We start from the raw sequence: 19,024 nt of genomic DNA on the forward strand, positions 1-19,024 counted from the left end.
TTTTTCTATGGGGAAAATGAGACAATCATATGATGTTGCATTTAAGAAAAAAGTAGTGGATCTATATATTAAAGATGGTATGGGCTACGATACGGTTGCGAAGGAAGTAGGTATTTCTAGTTCAGTTGTACGTCGTTGGGTTCAACACTTTGAGGCAGAAGGAATAAAGGGTCTCGAGGAAAAGCGCGGGAAAGCAAAAGGACCTGGGAAAGGCAGACCAAGAACCCGTCCTGAGGATCCAGAAGAGAAAATCAAACGATTAGAAGCCGAGAATGAAATGTTAAAAAAGTTCTTAGGGAAGTAAAAGGGGGTATGGAAGCCGTATCAACAGGTACTAAGTATAAAGTGATTCAAGATATGTCCAAGAAACAATACCCTGTCCAACTTCTATGTGAACTTGCAGGGGTATCAAGGGGCGGATATTACAAGTGGTTAAAGCGTCAGGAAGCCCCCTCTTCTAAACAGTTAGAGGATGATAAAATCAAGAAGTTAATCATAAAGTGTCACACAAAGCTCAAGGGGATTTATGGTTATAGAAGGATACATGTCTGGCTTAAGTCGGTACACAATTTACATATGAATCATAAACGGGTTCAACGCTTGATGGGTGAATTGGGAATAAAAGCCATCATAAGAAGAAAACGGCCCTACTACGGAAAGAAGGAAGCTTATGCCATCTCAGAAAACCATTTGAACCGAGATTTTAAAGCCTCTAAGCCAAATGAAAAATGGGTAACAGACATTACATACTTAATTTTTAATGGACAAAGATTGTATTTATCGGCTATTAAAGACTTATACAATAACGAAATCATCGCATATAAAATCAGTCAAAGAAACGACCTTCAACTAGTAATGGATACAGTAAAAAAGGCAAGAAGAAAACGGAGTGTAAAAGGAATTATCCTTCATAGCGATCAGGGATTCCAGTACACCTCAAAACAATATAACCAACTGCTTAAAAAATACAAAATGAAAGCGAGTATGTCTCGAAAAGGAAACTGTTGGGATAATGCTTGTATGGAGAACTTTTTTAGCCATTTTAAAACAGAATGTTTTCACTTATACTCTTTCCGAACCTCTGAAGAGGTTAAGTTTGCCGTCCACCAATACATACGATTTTATAATCACCAGAGATTTCAAAAGAAATTAAACAACCTGAGTCCCTATAATTATAGAGCTCAGGCTGCTTAAAAATGCTTTTTAATTTCTGTCTACTTGACAGGGGTCACTTCACATTAGGCGGCTGTTTTTTATGAGCGATAAATATCGAGAGGTAATCGATATTTTCAAAACAAAGAAAGAAGCTGAACATATGGCTCAGCTTCTTTTCCTAGGTGACTCTATTCTTTAAACGGTAAGATCTTCACTTCAACTCTTCGGTTTTTCGCTCGTCCTTGACTCGTATCATTGGAGGCCACAGGTTGGAATTCTCCATATCCAGTTTGACTGAACTTGGTCGGGTCGAGATTTTCATTTTGGAGCAACAATTGCATGAAATTGATGGACCGTTGTGCACTTAACTCCCAATTAGAGCTGAATTCATTATTTTTAATAGGAACATTATCTGTATGACCAGCAATGACGATCTGTCTCGGGGGGTCTGTTACGAGCAACTGCGAGACCTCTCTTGCAAGGCCGACAGCATCCTCTTTAATGTATGCACTTCCTGAATCGAATAACGCATTATCCAATATCGTTATGATCAAACCACTCTCGGTAAGTGTCGTTTTCAAGCTTTTACTCAAGTCGTTTTCATTGATATATCCATCAATTTTCTTTTTTATTTCTTGCAGTTGCAGCTGATCAAGATCCCCATTTGTTTCTTCACGGTCATCTGTTGGATCAAGTGCATTTTCGCTGGTTGGAATTGACGTCTGTTCCACAATGCTTACAGGGCTCGTATAATCCAGGGGACCTGTTCCGCCATTGAGTGCAGATTTGAAGGAGTTGGCCATATTTTCAAATTTTGCAGCATCGACAGTACTAACCGCAAAAAGAACAATGAACAAGGCCAGCAGCAAGGTAAGCATATCTGCATAGGGAATGAGCCACGTTTCATCAATGTGCTCTTCTTTTTTCTTTTGGCGAGTCTTAAGCATTAAGCCCCTCTCCTTCCCGTACAACAGGAGCTTCTTGATTACGTTGATTAGCAGGGACATAGATCTTCAGCTTTTCTTCTATAACACGAGGAGATGCACCATCCTGGATCGATAAAATCCCCTCAACCATGACCTGCTTCACCATTACTTCTTGCTTTGACTTGCGTTTCAACTTGTTCGCAAACGGATGCCATAACACGTATCCTGTGAAAATACCGAATAAAGTTGCAATGAATGCTGCAGCGATTGCATGTCCTAGCGCTTCGATGTCCTGAAGGTTGCCCAATGCGGCAATAAGTCCGACAACAGCCCCGATCACTCCTAGGGTAGGAGCGTATGTACAAGCCTGCGTAAAGATGGCAGGTGAACTTTCATGACGTTCTTCCATTGCCGCGAGATCCTCAACCATCACATCACGGATAAATTCGGGTGTCTGGCCGTCAATCACCATTTTCATTCCATTCTTTAAAAATGGATCATCGATGTCATCTGCATGTGCTTCCAATGCAAGTAATCCTTCTTTTCTAGCAATTGTAGCCCACTCTGTAAAAATCGGTACTAACTCTTCTACTGTCGTCATTTTTTTATCCGTAAACAAAATCTTCAAGAGCTTAGGAAATTTTTTGATCTCATCCAATGGAAAGGCGATTAGTATTGATGCTGCAGTTCCTGCAAAAATAATCAATAGAGCAGCAGGGTTGAACAGCGCCACAGGGTTCACCCCTTTATTTGGAATCAATGGAAGGATGGACGGAAAAATCGATCCTATACCTGTATGAGTAGAAGGGGGACATCAGGGGACACACTAACAGGCAAATGGTAAAAAAGGTCTCCATCGCCCTGGTAGATGGTCTGATCAAAAGGAGGTTCAAGAATGGCATCAACCAATAAGAAAGAAGATGAACATGTTGCGAAAGAGCTCGCAGGGACGGTCAAACCTGAGATGCCGGTTAAAGAGGAAAGGGACGGTGAAGAGATTACTAACCCTTACCTGATTGTCCAGCGATTGATAGAACGGGCATGTGAAACATTGGAACTGCAAGAAGGGGTATTTGATATTTTGAAAAAACCGAAACGGATCATGAAAGTTTCGATCCCGGTCCGTCGTGATAATGGTGATGTTGTCAATTATACAGGTATGCGTTCGCAACATACTGATATCCTTGGACCGACGAAGGGAGGGGTCCGTTTCCATCCGAATGTCAATGAAGACGAGGTCATAGCTTTATCAATGTGGATGTCATTGAAGGCAGCGATCGTCGGAATCCCGTTCGGTGGTGGTAAAGGCGGAATTATCGTCAATCCGGAAGATATGTCTGAACGCGAAATTGAGGAGTTGAGCAGAGGGTTTATACGTGAGCTTGAACCGATCATGGGACCTGAAAAGGACATTCCTGCGCCCGATGTAAACACCAGTCCGCAAATCATGGGATGGATGCTGGATGAGTTTGATCGTCTCAGAGGTCACAATGTTCCTGGTTTCATCACAGGGAAACCATTAATCATCGGTGGTTCGGAAGGTCGGATTGAGGCGACAGGCCGCGGCGTGGTCATGACCATTCAAGAGGCAGCAAAGCGTCTTGACCTTAAGCTAGACGGAATGAAGGCAGTCATACAGGGATTTGGAAATGTCGGTTCCATTACTGCGAAATATTTGGATGAAGCAGGGGTAAAGGTCATTGCAGTCACAGATGCCAAAGGTGGTGCATTAAACGAGAATGGTCTAGACATCCCGACATTGATTGAATACATGCCTGAGCATAACACTGTAAATGGCTTTTTTGACAGTAAGGATATATCGAATGAGGAATTGTTCAGATTGGAGTGTGACATCCTTGTGCCTGCCGCATTAGAAAACCAGATTACTGGTGAGAACGCAGGGGATATAAAAGCGAAAATCGTTGCCGAAGCGGCGAACGGTCCAACAACGCCAGAAGGCACACAGATTTTAGAAGATAAGGGCGTATTCATCATTCCGGACATCTTATGTAATTCAGGCGGTGTAACGGTGTCTTATTTTGAATGGGTACAGAATGCGATGCACTATGCATGGAAAGAAGACGAGGTTCTTGAAAAACTTGAAGAAAAGATGACGGTGGCTTTTAAGGCTGTATACGATATGAAAAAAGTAAAGCAGGTCAAGATGAGGGAAGCAGCTTACTTGTTGGGAATTGGACGCTTAGCTCAAGCTATGAAAGCAAGGGGTTGGATCAAAAATTGGGAAATGCCGATTGAATGTTGAATGAATTTCACTGATTACATCTAAAAACCGGCCCGGCTGCACCCATCTTTAAAAATCGGTACGTTACCTTTAAAAATTAGAAATTATCTTTAAAAAACAGAAAAGAACTTGAAAACAGGAAAAATTATCTTTAAAGTGGCTACATTATGTGAATCCAACAGTCATTTTTTTCATAAATCCAACCCGATCAGACAAAACCGTTTATCCTGAGTCCGACATAATACGGGCGGATGGATACTATAGTCCGCTTACTTTATTCGACAATCAATCAATAAAAAGAGAGTGACCATGACGTCACTCTTCATTGATTATTTTTATCAGCATACTCAGCGATTATTTTTATCAGCATACTCAGCGAACCGTAACAAATCACCGTAAATCAGACCATCGGATAGATCCAGCTCGTCAAGCTTTTGCCTTGCTTTTGAACATGCCCGGTTATCCACCTGTTTTCCAGATATACGTCCATAACAGTTATCGGAAGTATAGACATACTTGTCAGTTACGACACTCCGATCTCTGAAAATAGCAAAGTCTTTATGATCAGGGGAGAAGAGATCTGTACCGAATTGGACCCCTTCATCCTTAATCCCGAGCAAGTTCAAGATAGTCGGTTTTAAATCAATCTGGCCAGAAACATTTGAAATTGTTTTTCCTTCATGTCCAGGAATATGGATGATCAGGGGAACGCGTTGCAATTGCACACTTTCATAAGGTGTGATCTCTTTATTCAAGACCTGGGCCATCGCATTGTTATGCTGTTCGGAAATACCGTAATGATCCCCCAAAATGATAATGACCGAATCCTCGTATAAGCCTTCATTTTTCAATTGTTGGATGAAATTTTTGATCGCCTCATCTGTATACCGGACGGTGACTGGATAACGGTCAACAATCGGATCCCCAGTTTCGAAAGTAGGGACCATCTGATCCTCTGCACCGAATTTGAATGGATGATGGTTGGTCAAGGTGATGAATTTAGCATAAAAAGGTTGTGGAATCTCCTTTAAATATTTCATCGATTGATCAAAGAAAGGCTCATCCTTTAAGCCGTAATTGATTTTATTCGTTTCATTGATCTCATAATATTCTTCAGCAAAGAACCTATCATAGCCCAATGACTGGTACATGATATCTCTGTTCCAGAAGCCTTTGTTGTTGCCATGAAAAACGGTGCTATAATACCCATGCTCCTTGATGATTTCAGGTGTGGCATAATATTCATTCAAAGCGTGTGTTTGAAAAACAGCACCTCTCGGCAATGGGTACAAAGAGTTATCGATGATGAACTCAGAATCTGAAGTTTTCCCTTGACCGGTTTGGTGATAAAAGTTGTCAAAGTAATAACTCTCCTTGATGAAATCATTCAGGAATGGGGTAATCTCCTTGCCGTTGATTTCTCTTCCAATCACGAATTGCTGGGTCGATTCCATTGAAATCAAAATGATGTTTTTGCCTTCAGCGATCCCGTAAAAATCTTTATCCGGTTCGGCAGACTTTTTCTTTGTATAATGGTTGATCTCAATCCTATCGACGTTATCAGCTAAAACCTTCTGAGCAGAAGTCTTTGATTGCAGTACAAGGTCGTATAAATGGTAATTGTATGTACCCAGGTTCTTTACGAGCAGCTCCCTGTCAAATGTACGTGTCAGCAGTTCTGGTCGTTCAGACTCGGCAAGACCGAGATTGACCGTCAGGAAAATAAGAGCAGTGAGTAAAATCTTATAGAGCCTTTTCTTCGAATAGACCGCGGGTTTAAGATGTCCGCGTTTTGCTAAGAAATACAGGAAAATGAGATCAGCAAAAAAGACGATGTCATACCAATACGTTTGTGCAATGACACTGTTTCCGATATCACCAACGTTATTCGTCTGGAATAATACAGGGACCGTAATAAAATCATTAAAAAATCGATAATACAGTGTGTTTGCATAAAGGATGATGGAGAAGCTGACAGCAATGATCCAGATCATCCGGATTCGAAGGCGGACTGGAAAAAGAAAAATAAGTGTTAAAGAAAACAAGACAGAACTAAGAGGATTGATGAAGAGGATCAATTCCTGAACCCAATTGCCCGTCTCTAGATTGAAGCATACTTTATATACAAAATAGGTTTTGAGCCACAACAGAAAAGCTGTTATGACAAGGCTATCATAATTTTCAATTCGCTCTTTCATACAAGCAACCTCCTAGTTGACACAAGCGCACACTGTAAAAACAACCTATTTTATAGACGAGCGGATGTTAATAAAGTTCCATGATTATATGTAGGATTCCATAATAACAAATTTTGTTAATTTGTTGAAATTTTAAGGTTTCAGTCAAACTCTTCCTCAATTACTATTGCCAATTACAGATAACATGACTATAATAAGAAAAAATTAACAATGAACTTTGGTGAAGAGGATAGTAGATATCAGGTGATCACGAAGCGAGCTGGAGTTGGTGGAAGTCCAGTATAACCTGTTATTGAAGCGCACCTCGGAAAAGCTTTTTTGAAAATAAAGTAGGAAAAGCCGCTACCCAGCGTTAAAGGGTCAAGTTGGTTCTGATCGTTTGAACAAGCAGAGTGGTACCGCGGGGTAATCTCGTCTCTCATTTTATGGAGAGGCGTTTTTTTAATTTTAAAAAGGAGTGTCAGTACATGACGATTCAAAAATACACAGCACAACATTTAGAACAGATCCTTGATGTGCCATTAGATGAAATTGAAAAAGCACTTGAAGTTCCTCCTGATCGATCGTTAGGAGACCTGGCCTTCCCGTGTTTTATATTAGCAAAAAGATTGAAGAAATCACCGGTTCAAATTTCCCAGACTCTAGCTGAAAAATTGAAGGATTCAAAAAGCTTTGAACGAGTAGAGGCTGCAGGACCGTATCTGAATCTCTTCTTACCGAAACAAGAGCTGACAGAAGAAGTCATCACAAAGATTCTGGAAAAAGGACAGTCATATGGGAATGAAACCACGAGTAAAGGTACTATTACCATTGATCTCTCGTCACCGAACATTGCAAAACCATTCTCCATGGGCCACTTACGTTCCACAGTAATCGGGAATGCCATTGCAAACATCGCTTCCAAGAAAGGGTATCAGCCTATCCGTATCAACCATTTAGGAGATTGGGGAACTCAATTCGGGAAACTCATGGTTGCCTATACCAAATGGGGTGACGAAGCTGCTGTCAAGAAAAGTCCTATCAAGGAATTGAATACGCTCTATGTTAAATACCACGAAGAAGCGAAAGGTAATCCTGACCTTGACCATGAAGGAAGACAATGGTTCAAGAAACTTGAAGATGGGGATGTAGAAGCAAGAAAGCTATGGACATGGTTTAGAGAGGAATCCTTGAAAGAATTCCAAAAGATATATGACTTGCTCGATGTACAATTCGATTCTATGCATGGTGAAGCTTTTTATAACGATAAAATGAAACCCGTAGTAGAAGAGCTCAGTGAGAAAAATCTTTTGATTGAATCGGAGGGTGCATTGGTAGTGGATCTTTCAGAATTCGATCTTCCCCCTGCTTTGATCCAAAAGAAAGACGGCGCATCCCTTTATGCGACGAGAGATCTCGCTGCCGCCCAATATCGAAAAGGTACTTACCAATTCGTGAAATCCCTTTATGTCGTAGGGCATGAGCAATCCTTGCACTTCGAACAGGTGAAAAAGGTCCTTTCAAAAATGGGATATACTTGGGCTGATGATATGGAGCATATTCCGTTCGGGATGATTCTTCAAGATGGCAAGAAGATGTCTACTCGTAAAGGGAAGACGGTGTTGCTTGAAGAAGTACTCAATCAAACGATCCAGCAGGCAAAAGAAAACATCGAAAGCAAGAATCCTACTTTAGAAAACAAAGAAAAGGTCGCCGAAATGGTCGGGGTAGGAGCCGTCATATTCAATGATTTGAAACAATCGAGATTGAATAGCGTCGAGTTCGATATCGAAAGCATGCTTCGATTCGAAGGTGAAACCGGACCTTATGTACAGTACACTTATGCGCGTGCTTGTACCTTGTTGGCGAAAGGAGACTGGGACGTTGAGAAGACCTCAGCCTCCAATGATGTCGAAGAGCCGTATTTGTGGGAGATCATTCTGGCGCTGGAAAAATTCCCTGGTACAGTAGACAGAGCTTTCCATGATTATGAACCGTCAATCCTATCTCGTTATTTGATCGAGCTCTCCCGTTACTTCAACCAGTATTATGGGAAAGTACGAATCTTGGCCGGGACGGAAGAGGAGCAGATGGCACGACTTAATCTCGTAAAAGCTGTGACGGTAGTGTTGGAGGAAGGGCTACGTCTACTTGGAATTAAGGCACCAGATAAAATGTAGGAAAGGGTGGCTCATGTTCAATGAAAAGGAAGAAAGGACTCATCCACCATATTGAACTGTATGTCTCGGATCTGAAAAAAACAATCGACTTTTGGGGGTGGTTGTTGCCAGAGCTTGGGTATTTCGAATATCAAAATTGGGATAAGGGACGGAGCTGGAAGCTTAGAGATTCATATATCGTTTTCGTCCAAGCTGACAAAAAATTTCTTGATGTGCCGTTCCATCGCTGTCGGGTGGGTTTGAACCATCTTGCCTTCCATGCAGACTCGATGGATCAAGTGGACCATCTCACGAGCGAATTGAAGAAAAGAGGCGTGACGATTTTATACACCGACCGTCATCCTTATGCGGGTGGACCCAAGCATTATGCAGTGTATTTCGAAGATCCCGACCGGATTAAGGTGGAGATCGTAGCTCCATTATGAGAGGACAGAAGTAACAAAACCTGAATGGAATCATCTTTTCCATCCAGGTTTTCTTGCTCATTATTGACCTGCAAGCCAGGATACAGTCCAAACGCCTTTTGACTCATCAAAAACGAGCCTGAAGTGTTGCGTGTTTTCCTTTGTATCACCCCATGTGATATACGCTTCTTTCCTATCCTGCGGAGTCTCTTGGATCATTTGAATGAATTTCTCGGTTTCTTGTATCTGTTGAAGTTTCTTTTCGGTATTTTTACTTAAGACAGGATCTTGGGCAATTTCATCGAGGTATAGCTGTTTAGAAGGCATCGATCCCGCAGGGTCTTGGAAATACATCACATATTTCGTTTCATGATCTTCTTGCTGTTCGGCATGGTAATAAATTTGCATCACTTCAAAGGGTTCTAGCCCTTTGAGCGCTTCTTGGTCCTGATCAGTTTTCAATTTTTCATATACCGATACAAGGCTCTTATCTATAGGGAGCAATGGACCTGTGATTTTTTGTTGATCGGCATCACCTTTTTCGGCGATTGAAAAATCGTCTTTTGGTGGCAGGGCTTCCGTGTCTTTCTGCCCCTCTTCGCCTAAAGCAGGCATTGTTTTATCAGGTCCTGCACTACCGCTGTCACCGCTATGGTCTATTGCAGAACTCAACGTAGCATTTTCATTTCCGCTTGAACTTAGGCTTCTGGATGAGAAGTTATTCATGGCAGCTTGTGCAATAGCTATGAACAGCAAAAGACAAACAGCGGTACTGAGTATCGGTTTCCAATGGGAAGATAGGAAAGCAAACCGCTTTGATCGCTTTTTGGCTATGGCGGTTCTGATGTTCTGCTTTTGTTTTTCCGTAAATCGCTCTTCTGTTGCCATCATTCGGTTCAAGCTTTTGTTCAGATCTTTAAGTTGATTGTCCATCACCGATACTCCTTTCTGATGAAATAAATTCTTTTAGAAGCTGACGGCCTCGATGCAGGCGTGTTTTTATTGTAGATTCATTCGTAAGAAGCATCAGACTGATCTCTTGTATAGATAGTTCTTCAAAATAATATAGCAGCAGCACTTCCCGATATTTAAGGGGCAAGGCAAGTACTTGTTTTGCTAGTGCTTCACTTTCGTCTTTTGCGATGAGATCAGCTTCAGGTGTGTGTGTATCTCCCTTTATCCAACGGGATATTTTATCTGTAAATTGAAGGTTCCGGAATGACCATGTCCTATGATAGTCATGGCAACGATTGATCGTTATCCGGTATATCCAGGTTTTGACGGATGACTCTCCTCGGAATGTATCTAGTTTTGTATAACAAGCGACAAAGGCTTCTTGGACGATATCCTCCGCCTTTCCCCAATCTTTTACATAGGTGTAGGCAAGGCGAGTCAATTTTTCCCCAAACTGATCCATCATAAGCTCGATGATTTCGTCTTTCGGGTAACGGCCGATCACGTTATCAATCTGTATCTTGGACCGGTTTTTCGGCTGATATTCTTCCAACCTGCTGACCTCCCTTAACTGTCTTTAACCTTTTGACGTAAATGATTACTGAGACGTTTCATTTTCAAGAAAACTACATACAATTATAGACGTATGACGATTAAACAAGTATTGTAAAGTCTAAGAAATAAAACAGAGAGGAGGATTCGATTGTGGATACCAATACCATTGTCAGATGCGCCTGGTGTGAAGAAGACTCTTTGTTGATCAGCTATCATGACAAAGAATGGGGGAAGTCTGTGTCTGATGATGACCAATTATTCGAAGCATTGACGTTGGAGATTTTCCAAGCAGGGTTAAGCTGGAAAACCATATTACATAAACGTGAAAATTTCAGGAAAGCCTTCGACCACTTCTCGATTGGAAAAGTGAAGGCTTATGAAGAAGAGAAAATAAAAAGGCTCTTAGAGGATAAGGGGATTGTACGTCACCGTAGAAAGATTGAAGCCACAATCCATAATGCGAATGTAGCCGAAGACCTGGTTGAAAGATACGGAAGCTTGAAAAAATATTTCGATTCATTGCCAGCCGACAAGTATGAAAAACAAAAAGCAATCCAAGCGACGTTCAAGCACGTAGGGCTGACAACCGCAGAAAGCTTCTTGATGGCAGCAGGATTCATAGAACCCGATCACAGTGAAGAATGCTTTTTGACCCAGGGATAAAAAAGAAGGCACCTCTTCGGATGCCTTCAAATCTTTAAGTATTAATACTCATAGGTGGGTTATCGTCATAAGCTAGAGATAATTTCATAGGTGGGTTGTCATCGTAAGCTAGGAATGATTTTGCCATAGGCGGATTGTCATCGTAAGCTAGGAATGATTTTGCCATAAGCGGATTGTCATCGTAAGCTAGGAATGATTTTGCCATAGGCGGATTGTCATCGTAAGCTAGGAATGATTTTGCCATAGGCGGATTGTCATCGTAAGCTAGGAATGATTTTGCCATAGGCGGATTGTCATCGTAAGCTAGGAATGATTTTGCCATAGGCGGATTATCATCGTAAGCTAGGAATGATTTTGCCATAGGTGGATTATCATCGTAAGCAGTTATCTTTTTATTTAATTGTTCGCTGCCCCCAACAAATAAAACACTAAATGTTAGTAAGAAGCTTAAAGAAATGAGATACTTTTTCATTTCACACACCCTTTATAAATATTTTTTATTTGTAGTTAATGCTAATTTATAGAATTCACTAGCATTTTTATACTGTGAATTATCATAATAATAATCGGCTAGTAAGGTAGAATATTCACTTACATGTTCCAGAACATTTTTTTCTTGAAAATAAGGAAGCACAGTCTTCTTTAAGTAGACCTCACACTCTTTATTAAATTTACCTTCTAATCGAAACTTCAGAATTTGTGCGTGAATCTCATACTCATCATGCTGATTTTCTTTTAAAGTTTCAATAGTTTTATCAAGCCATTCACGAGATAATTCAGTCTTATTTAAATTCAAGTATTCCTTAGCTATTAAGTAGTAGGTGCTTTGTATATTTCTATTTTCATATTTTTCTTTTATTGAAACACTTTTTAGATAGTATTGTATCGCAGTTTCAGATTCTCCCTTATTTGAGAATAAGAAGCCAAGGTTATGATAAATAATTCCTAAGCTACGATTATCATTAAAGGATTCTGCAAACTTAAGAGCCTGGGTAAAATGATATTCAGATTGAGAATAGTTTTTAATACGTCGGTTCGAAATTCCAAGAAGGATCTGACAATCAGAACTTCTACTAAAATTATACTCTCTATCGAATATTTCTAGTGCTTTATAAGCATAAGTCATTACAGAAGTACTGTGGAACAAATAACTATGTGTTAATGCCACACTATAATAGAAAACACCAATTTCTATTTGATTGAAAGGGGTTTGTTGTAAAAAGGGTTCAGCTTTTCCAAAGAATTTTAATGCTTCGGCATAATTACTATTAAAGTAAGCATAGTACCCCTTAATATAATAATAATAAAAGGATAGAGAAGAATCCGATGTGTTTTCTTGAAGTTTTTCGACTTTATTAAGTAACTTTTTTGCGTTTTTCAAGTCATTATGGACTAAGTAATACCTAATTAAATATAGGTCATATCTATTTAATAAAGCGGGATCTTCAATAAATGGTAAATATTCTTTAATTTTTTCATGAAGATCTTTTGCTTCTTCAAACTTTCTCAGTATGATTAAATAGTTCCACTCATTAAGTAATCCAAGTAAATTTACATCTAGTTGCTCTTCAGTAGCGGAGATCCCAAGCCTTTCACATAGGAGTTCTATAACGTCTTCACTAGATTTAGCATCTCCGTTTTCGATTTTACTAAGATAAGAGACGGAGCAAATTCCCCTGGCTAATTCTTCTTGAGTGAGGCCTTTTGTCTTTCTGTAATATCTTATTCGTTGTCCTATCAAAATATCCCCCCTCCCAAACTTGGGAAAATTGACCCGAAAAACCCTTGAATATCGTCTATCAAAACTACCATTTTTCCCAATACAGGACCATATGTTCCTTTGATAAAATAAATATAACACAAAATATGCTCGCTAGTTAGTCTTTCAAACTAGTTTTTCTGTATTTTGGAAAGATTATTACAATATTTGTAGTAAGAATGTTGCTGTTTTAATTATGACATGAATGGGAGGATAGCATAATGGGAAAAATGGACAGTTTATTTAACAAGACTTACGAATCGAAAGGCCCTTTTTATGCTTCTGATGACCTGAAATCCGGAAATAAATCAAGAAAGCCAAATAGAAAAACAGTGAAAAATACCCAATTATCTTCAAAGGATCTACTTACTGATGACCATCAAAATAAGTGGTATTATAATCGCATTGACAAAAAGGGCTATAGTACTCTTGTGGCGGTTAACTTGAATAATGATGTCGTAATCAAGAAGAAGCTCTATGGGAATCCGAACATTTATGAATTTCCTGATCATGTAGTGATTGCTTGTGAAGGGGACGGTGAAACAGGTTCGGTTTATCAGTTTTCCAAAGCCACACTAGAGTTAGTGGAAGAATGGGAGATTGATGGATTCATATGGGATGTCAATCTGTTCAACAACTCTGTATGTGTTTCTGCATATGTGGTCGATCTCGATATGGCAAGGTTGTATATCCTTAATGGCAGATCGATTGATTTTGTTGAGCTCGGCACTCACTTTGCGCCAGCCGATTTATTAGTATTACAGAAGGATTTGTTCATTTCGGCATATCCATTGACCGAAAAAAGCCCTAAAAAAATACTGAGGCTCAATCAAGACTTTGATCTTGAGAAAGAATATGATGTCTCCATTTGCCCTCGGTTCCTCTTTAAGAATGGTGAAGAGATCTTGATCCAAGAGTTGGATGTGAAAACAGGGCGCTCAGATCGGTATTGTTCCTTAGATTTGCTTACAGGAAGAGAAATCATCTCGAAACGGAATAAACCGAGACAACGGGTAAGTTTCTATTAATATAATCAATTCCAAAAGGTTGGCCTTCCAAAGGTCAGCCTTTTTTCATGGTCTGACAGGGATCGGAACGAATAGAAGAAATAAGTGGTTGAGAGGAGTGGGAGAGGATGTGGAAAGGCTCAGCTGCTGTATGTATAAAAGATCAAAAGGTATTAATGGTTCAACAAGGCAAACCTAATGAGAAGAAACTTTGGACAATACCTTCGGGTGAAAAGTCAGAGGATGAATCCTATGAAGCTTGTTGTTTACGGGAATTGGAGGAAGAAACAGGATATAAGGGAGTAATTCAACGCTCCTTGTTCGTAAAAAAAGGTCAAAGTTTCGGAATAGATGTAACAGTCCACTACTACCTTGTCGATATTACAGGAGGAGATATGATGATCCAGGATCCGGACGGATTAATTCATGATATCAAATGGGTATCTCTAAAGGAGATACAAGTGATTGGCTTATCCTTTCCGGAAGATCTAACTTTTCTTTCGGAATACATAAAAAGATCTACCCTATAATGAATGATATGGAAAATTCAGAAAACGGAAAATTTTGTTTTGCGCATATCCCATAATTAAAAGAAAATGGAAATTGGAATAAAATCCTTTCAAAATGTCTTTCTTTTACGAATGCTATTGTTAGACCGAAAAATCTTTTAATAGGGGCACTGTAAAAATGAAAAAGGTAAGCATATTATTTGTGTCTCTTCTTTTAAGTTTTGTTTGGATACTGCCACACAATGTAAATGCAGAAATAGACGAACCAACAGACCTTTTAAGTGAGACCTCCATTTTAATCGATGCAACAACTGGTGAAATTTTGGCAGAAGAACATCCAGATAAAAGAATGTATCCAGCAAGTATTACGAAAATCGTTACTGCTATCCTGGCGATTGAATCTGGAAAAATGGATGAAAAAGTGACCATCAGTGAGAATGCCGCCTCTGCTCCAGGGACTCAGGTTTATCTAGTGGAAGGGGAGGAGATGACTCTCAGGCAGCTTGTCCAGGGCTTGATGATCAATTCCGGTAACGACGCAGCGGTAGCGATTGCTGAACATTTATCCGGAAGCGTAGAATCTTTTTCGGAGGATATGAATGCACTTGTTGAAGAGGATTTAGGATTGAGCAACACTCATTTTGTCAATCCGAATGGGCTGCATGATGATAATCATTATTCAACAGCTTCCGATATGGCTAAAATAACCCAATATGCACTGCAGCTGGATGAATTCAAAGAAATTGTTGGTACAAAAGAAATGGAATGGAAGGGCGCGGGATGGGAGACTACACTTTATAACCACCATAAGCTGCTCTGGCGTTATGATGGGGCGATCGGTGTAAAGAATGGTTACACGAGTAAATCCAAGCATACCCTGGTTACTGCCGCAAGCCGTAATGGTACCTCTTTAATCGTTGTTACGATGAAAAATGATTCTTCGGAACAAGCCTATCAGGATACTGTAGAGCTATTGAATTATGGATTCGAACATTTTCAAACTGAAAAAATCAAAAAAGGTACGATTATAACCAGCCCCAATGGTGAAGAAATCAAGATAAATGAAGATAAAATGTTTACCCATAAGATTGGTGAGGGATTTGAAACACTTATCAATGATGAAGGGAACCTGGTCATCAAAAATGAAGCAGATGAAGAAATCGCTACTTTCCCGATTGTTCCTAATACGAAAAAGGGCAGCGGAATAAAGGCTGCTCTCGGAGAAGTGGATATAGAAGAGTCTGAAGGCACTTCCCTTCTACCTGCTTTATTAAAAGGAAGCTTATGGGTTCTCTTATTATTGTTTGTAATGAACTTCTTCAGAAAGATTAGAAGGCGTAGGAAGAAAAAACTGCGGAAAAAAAGAATGATGAAAGAAATCAACCGGATAAAGGGATCGACTTAGATTAGATAGTCTTGTCGATCTCTTATTTCTTTTTATACCGCAATTAATTGCTGATATAGGAAATGCGGATCAGTTGAGTTATAATCAGCGTAAGAGTTTAAGAATACAGTACAGGGGGCCACTATTCATCATGCGTTTGGAACCATCTAACCAAATCGCGCCGAAAGCATTGAAAGTTTGGCGTATTTACGGCGCTTTCAATAGTCTGTTTTTCATCTTATTATCAATCGGAAGCATTGTTCTAGTGGTTATGACCCCGGTTCCGCTATGGGTATCGATCGTTACCATTGTTGTTACAGCATTACTTACATATCTATTTGTCCTGTTGCTCCCAGCAATTCGGCACCGCGTTTGGCGTTATGAGGTACGGGAATATGAGATTGAGTTGAAGTTCGGTCTTTTAATCATCCGCAGGGTACTCATTCCGATGGTAAGGGTGCAGCATGTCGATACGAAGCAAGGTCCGATTCTCCGTCACTATGATTTATCCACTGTGACGATTTCGACTGCTGCCACAACACATGAAATTCCTGCTTTGGACTGTGAGACAGCGGATCAGGTCCGTGACTATATTTCACAAATGGCTAGGGTGACTGAAGAAGATGTATAATCCAACAAGACTTCATCCATTAGCAGCAGGGTTGTCCTTTCTAAAGATGCTTAAGGAATGGATCATCCCTCTTGTATTATTTTTGTTGTTCGGACCAGGGAGTCCTACAGGTATGGCGTGGGTTTCGTTTGCCCCGTTTATCTTCGTCCTCCTGTTAGGCGGATACGGAATCTTGCATTGGTACCGATTCACCTATCATATCGAAGGTGATGAATTGAAAATAGAGTATGGTGTTTTTGTACGGAAGAAACGGTACATACCGAAGAAGAGGATCCAATCGATCGACTATACTCAAGGCATTTTCCACAGGGTTTTTGACGTCGTGAAGATCAATATTGAAACAGCTGGAGGCCCAGGAGGAGCAGAGGCTTCTTTATCTGCTGTCCGTAAAACAGATGCGGATCAACTAGCCGTCGCTTTACGCGAAGAAAAAGAGGCTTCCGATGATGGAACACTATTGGAGACGAAGAGTGAAGAAGCCTCTTATACATATAAGTTATCTTTAAAGGACCTGCTTTTGGCAGCTTCTACTTCAGGTGGGATCGGTGTCGCATTGCCACTTATCGGTACGCTCAGCTCTCAGTTCGATAATTTTTTACCGGATGATTTTTATGCCGAGGCCTTCAATTGGCTAAGTGGGTTCAGCTGGGTTGTCATTGCTGTGATGGCCTTCTTATCTGTATTCGTTGCATGGTTTGCCTCATTTATTGGGGTGATTTTGAAATACGCCAACTTTCAAATCAACCGGTTCGAGGATCGTATTGTCATCAGCAGAGGGCTGCTGGAAAAACGGGAGCTGACGCTTCCTCTACAACGAATACAAGGATTACGGGTAGTAGAAAGTGTACTTCGCCAGCCATTCGGATTTTCAACCGTACATGTAGAGAGTGCTGGTGGAGCTGGACCGGAAATGGGTGTCTCAGCAATGCTCTTTCCGTTCATCAAACGTTCTAAAATCAATGATGAGCTTGCGGAAATCCTTGAAGCTTATCACATCCCTGAGGAGATGGTCCCCTTACCGAAACGAGCTATGAGACGTTATATTTTACGCAATGCTGCTCCTGCCATTTTATTGATTCCTTTATTTTGGATAGTCCCTTCATCATTTTGGTTTTTGTTATTCATTCCTTTACCTATCCTTGCAATATGGGGAATCCTGGATTTCAAAGACAGTAAATGGTTGATTGATGACCAGTCATTCTACCTCCAATCGCGAACACTTTCACGCTCCTTGCTGGTAACGAAAAAAAGAAGGATGCAGGACTTTGAGATCAAGCAATCCATTTTCCAAAAACGCCATAATCTGATGACGATGAAGACTGCGATTTTATCAGGTGGTGTAGGCAGGGTTTTTCAATTGAAGGATATAGAATCCGGAAGATGGAAAGAGGTTTGTGGTTGGTTTTCTCGAAAGTCAAGCGATCAAAACGCTTAATCATAAAATCAAAACAGGAGGACCATTAAGAAGGCGCTCCTGTTTTGCATTTAAAGGAGGTTTCATTGTTGATATTCTCGAAATTCACTCCCTTTCCGCGGGCGATCCGCAAGCCTCCTCGCTCACTTGCACATGGATCTCAACACAAAAATGAAATCATTTTCGTGTCTGCGATAAGAATTCTTAGAAGCTTTCCTTATGCTTCGACGTTCACCACAGGACGTGGTGGTATTTTGTCGAAGTTCAATATTATACTCGAAGATCCTTAAACTGCTGTGGGGTCTCGCCTGGCTCGCTTTCCCCGCAGGAGTGTCACGAATTTCACTAAAAGCTCTAAAAAGAATCTCTAACAACGCCTATTAAAAAATAAGATCCTATGGCGGTCGACACATTTACGAGGGCGATTGGATGTTTTTCTTAACTGTATCGGTTCCGTCTTCCTATCAGGATGATCGGACCTAATGCTGCTCCTCCGACCAAACCGAAAAGGTGTCCAAGAATATTGATGTTCGGTGTAACGAATGTCATGACCAAGCTTAAGATGAGGATCGTCATGACAATTTGAGAATTTTGTTGATCGATCAGCTCTTTGCGAGCATAGATGATGTATACATATAAACCGAATAGGCCGAATATCGCACCGGATGCACCTATGTGACTATAACTAGGTCCTTGGAGAATGAAAGTTGCGATATTTGCAATCACCCCGGCTCCGAGGTATCCTATGATGAATTTGAATTTCCCTAAGATCCGTTCCAGTCCTGGACCAAATAGAAACAATGAAAATGTATTGAACAGGACATGCGGAAAAGATTCGTGGATGAAAATCGGCGTTACGAGTCTCCAATATTCACCTAATCCTATATAAAAATTTATACCAGCTGTCAGGTGTAACAAAGCTGGGAATAAATTGACACCAATGAATAAAACGATATGGATAGCCATGATTATGGTGATAATAGGATACAACCTTCTAAACGATCTGAAATTTTCTGTTCGGATAAACATAGGAAAGCCCTCCCTTTTACATATAGGGTTCTTTA

At 40.4% G+C, this 19,024-nt stretch carries 20 protein-coding genes and 1 other annotated feature; of the genes, 12 read left to right on the plus strand and 8 right to left on the minus strand.

Features of this window, described 5'->3' with window-relative positions; all coding sequences use genetic code 11:
* Positions 1 to 7 precede the first annotated feature (7 nt).
* Positions 8 to 304, plus strand: a complete 297-nt coding sequence (locus ACJROX_RS01450) for a transposase (protein WP_408007393.1) — start codon at positions 8 to 10, stop codon at positions 302 to 304.
* A gap of 8 nt (positions 305 to 312) precedes the next feature.
* On the plus strand, positions 313 to 1,194 hold the full coding sequence (locus ACJROX_RS01455) for an IS3 family transposase (RefSeq protein ID WP_408007392.1): 882 nt from the start codon (positions 313 to 315) through the stop codon (positions 1,192 to 1,194).
* 149 nt (positions 1,195 to 1,343) lie between these two features.
* Here the strand turns inward: ACJROX_RS01455 and motB are convergent, their stop codons facing one another.
* Together motB and motA are read right to left on the minus strand one after the other, a co-directional pair.
* Entirely contained in the window at positions 1,344 to 2,102 is a 759-nt protein-coding gene (gene motB, locus ACJROX_RS01460; protein WP_408009035.1) for a flagellar motor protein MotB, read from the minus strand.
* Complete coding sequence (gene motA / locus ACJROX_RS01465) at positions 2,095 to 2,871, minus strand: flagellar motor stator protein MotA (RefSeq protein ID WP_408011552.1); 777 nt, start codon at positions 2,869 to 2,871, stop codon at positions 2,095 to 2,097. Before motA ends, motB begins: the two co-directional genes overlap by 8 nt.
* A gap of 174 nt (positions 2,872 to 3,045) precedes the next feature.
* Here motA and ACJROX_RS01470 point away from each other — a divergent pair, with 174 nt between their 5' ends.
* A complete protein-coding gene (locus tag ACJROX_RS01470; protein WP_408011553.1) occupies positions 3,046 to 4,344 on the plus strand; it encodes a Glu/Leu/Phe/Val family dehydrogenase in 1,299 nt (432 codons plus the stop codon).
* Between the two features lie 326 nt (positions 4,345 to 4,670).
* Here ACJROX_RS01470 and ACJROX_RS01475 read toward each other — a convergent pair whose 3' ends face one another.
* Positions 4,671 to 6,521, minus strand: a complete 1,851-nt coding sequence (locus ACJROX_RS01475) for an LTA synthase family protein (protein WP_408009036.1) — start codon at positions 6,519 to 6,521, stop codon at positions 4,671 to 4,673.
* Between the two features lie 211 nt (positions 6,522 to 6,732).
* Positions 6,733 to 6,943: a binding site (T-box leader), on the plus strand.
* 45 nt (positions 6,944 to 6,988) lie between these two features.
* Here ACJROX_RS01475 and argS point away from each other — a divergent pair.
* Together argS and ACJROX_RS01485 are read left to right on the plus strand one after the other, a co-directional pair.
* Positions 6,989 to 8,680 (plus strand): arginine--tRNA ligase, encoded by a 1,692-nt coding sequence (gene argS / locus ACJROX_RS01480; RefSeq protein ID WP_408009037.1) that lies wholly within the window; start codon positions 6,989 to 6,991, stop codon positions 8,678 to 8,680.
* A gap of 20 nt (positions 8,681 to 8,700) precedes the next feature.
* Positions 8,701 to 9,105, plus strand: a complete 405-nt coding sequence (locus tag ACJROX_RS01485) for a VOC family protein (RefSeq protein WP_408009038.1) — start codon at positions 8,701 to 8,703, stop codon at positions 9,103 to 9,105.
* A 60-nt stretch (positions 9,106 to 9,165) separates the two neighbouring features.
* On the opposite strand, the gene ACJROX_RS01490 is transcribed toward ACJROX_RS01485, so the two are convergent.
* Together ACJROX_RS01490 and ACJROX_RS01495 are read right to left on the minus strand one after the other, a co-directional pair.
* The gene (locus ACJROX_RS01490; protein ID WP_408009039.1) at positions 9,166 to 10,017 is read right to left on the minus strand and encodes a hypothetical protein; all 852 of its coding nucleotides are present in this window, start codon (positions 10,015 to 10,017) and stop codon (positions 9,166 to 9,168) included.
* On the minus strand, positions 10,001 to 10,591 hold the full coding sequence (locus tag ACJROX_RS01495; RefSeq protein WP_408009040.1) for a sigma-70 family RNA polymerase sigma factor: 591 nt from the start codon (positions 10,589 to 10,591) through the stop codon (positions 10,001 to 10,003). The genes ACJROX_RS01490 and ACJROX_RS01495 overlap by 17 nt, the downstream gene beginning before the upstream one ends.
* 152 nt (positions 10,592 to 10,743) lie before the next feature.
* Between ACJROX_RS01495 and ACJROX_RS01500 the strand changes: the two genes are divergently transcribed.
* Entirely contained in the window at positions 10,744 to 11,256 is a 513-nt protein-coding gene (locus ACJROX_RS01500; RefSeq protein ID WP_408009041.1) for a DNA-3-methyladenine glycosylase I, read from the plus strand.
* 34 nt (positions 11,257 to 11,290) lie between these two features.
* Here the strand turns inward: ACJROX_RS01500 and ACJROX_RS01505 are convergent, their stop codons facing one another.
* Together ACJROX_RS01505 and ACJROX_RS01510 are read right to left on the minus strand one after the other, a co-directional pair.
* Entirely contained in the window at positions 11,291 to 11,728 is a 438-nt protein-coding gene (locus ACJROX_RS01505) for a hypothetical protein (RefSeq protein WP_408009042.1), read from the minus strand.
* 12 nt (positions 11,729 to 11,740) lie between these two features.
* The gene (locus ACJROX_RS01510) at positions 11,741 to 12,997 is read right to left on the minus strand and encodes a helix-turn-helix domain-containing protein (protein ID WP_408009043.1); all 1,257 of its coding nucleotides are present in this window, start codon (positions 12,995 to 12,997) and stop codon (positions 11,741 to 11,743) included.
* Positions 12,998 to 13,236: 239 nt separating this feature from the next.
* Here ACJROX_RS01510 and ACJROX_RS01515 point away from each other — a divergent pair, with 239 nt between their 5' ends.
* The 6 genes from ACJROX_RS01515 (at position 13,237) to ACJROX_RS01540 (ending at position 18,250) form a co-directional block, all read left to right on the plus strand.
* Positions 13,237 to 14,043: a hypothetical protein gene (locus tag ACJROX_RS01515; RefSeq protein WP_408009044.1), complete on the plus strand. Its 807-nt coding sequence runs from the start codon at positions 13,237 to 13,239 to the stop codon at positions 14,041 to 14,043.
* Positions 14,044 to 14,150: 107 nt separating this feature from the next.
* Positions 14,151 to 14,552, plus strand: coding sequence for an NUDIX hydrolase (locus ACJROX_RS01520; protein ID WP_408009045.1), 402 nt, complete (start codon positions 14,151 to 14,153; stop codon positions 14,550 to 14,552).
* Positions 14,553 to 14,709: 157 nt separating this feature from the next.
* Positions 14,710 to 15,936, plus strand: coding sequence for a D-alanyl-D-alanine carboxypeptidase family protein (locus tag ACJROX_RS01525; RefSeq protein ID WP_408009046.1), 1,227 nt, complete (start codon positions 14,710 to 14,712; stop codon positions 15,934 to 15,936).
* A 130-nt stretch (positions 15,937 to 16,066) separates the two neighbouring features.
* The gene (locus tag ACJROX_RS01530) at positions 16,067 to 16,546 is read left to right on the plus strand and encodes a PH domain-containing protein (RefSeq protein WP_408009047.1); all 480 of its coding nucleotides are present in this window, start codon (positions 16,067 to 16,069) and stop codon (positions 16,544 to 16,546) included.
* A complete protein-coding gene (locus ACJROX_RS01535) occupies positions 16,539 to 17,981 on the plus strand; it encodes a PH domain-containing protein (protein ID WP_408009048.1) in 1,443 nt (480 codons plus the stop codon). The genes ACJROX_RS01530 and ACJROX_RS01535 overlap by 8 nt, the downstream gene beginning before the upstream one ends.
* Positions 17,982 to 18,049: 68 nt before the next feature.
* Positions 18,050 to 18,250 carry a hypothetical protein gene (locus ACJROX_RS01540; protein WP_408009049.1) on the plus strand — a complete coding sequence of 67 codons (201 nt, stop codon included), beginning with the start codon at positions 18,050 to 18,052 and terminating at the stop codon, positions 18,248 to 18,250.
* Positions 18,251 to 18,398: 148 nt separating this feature from the next.
* On the opposite strand, the gene ACJROX_RS01545 is transcribed toward ACJROX_RS01540, so the two are convergent.
* Entirely contained in the window at positions 18,399 to 18,989 is a 591-nt protein-coding gene (locus ACJROX_RS01545) for a rhomboid family intramembrane serine protease (protein WP_408009050.1), read from the minus strand.
* Positions 18,990 to 19,024: the final 35 nt, after the last annotated feature.

Source organism: Pseudalkalibacillus sp. A8 (assembly GCF_045920555.1).
Taxonomy (GTDB): Bacteria; Bacillota; Bacilli; order Bacillales; family Fictibacillaceae; genus Pseudalkalibacillus.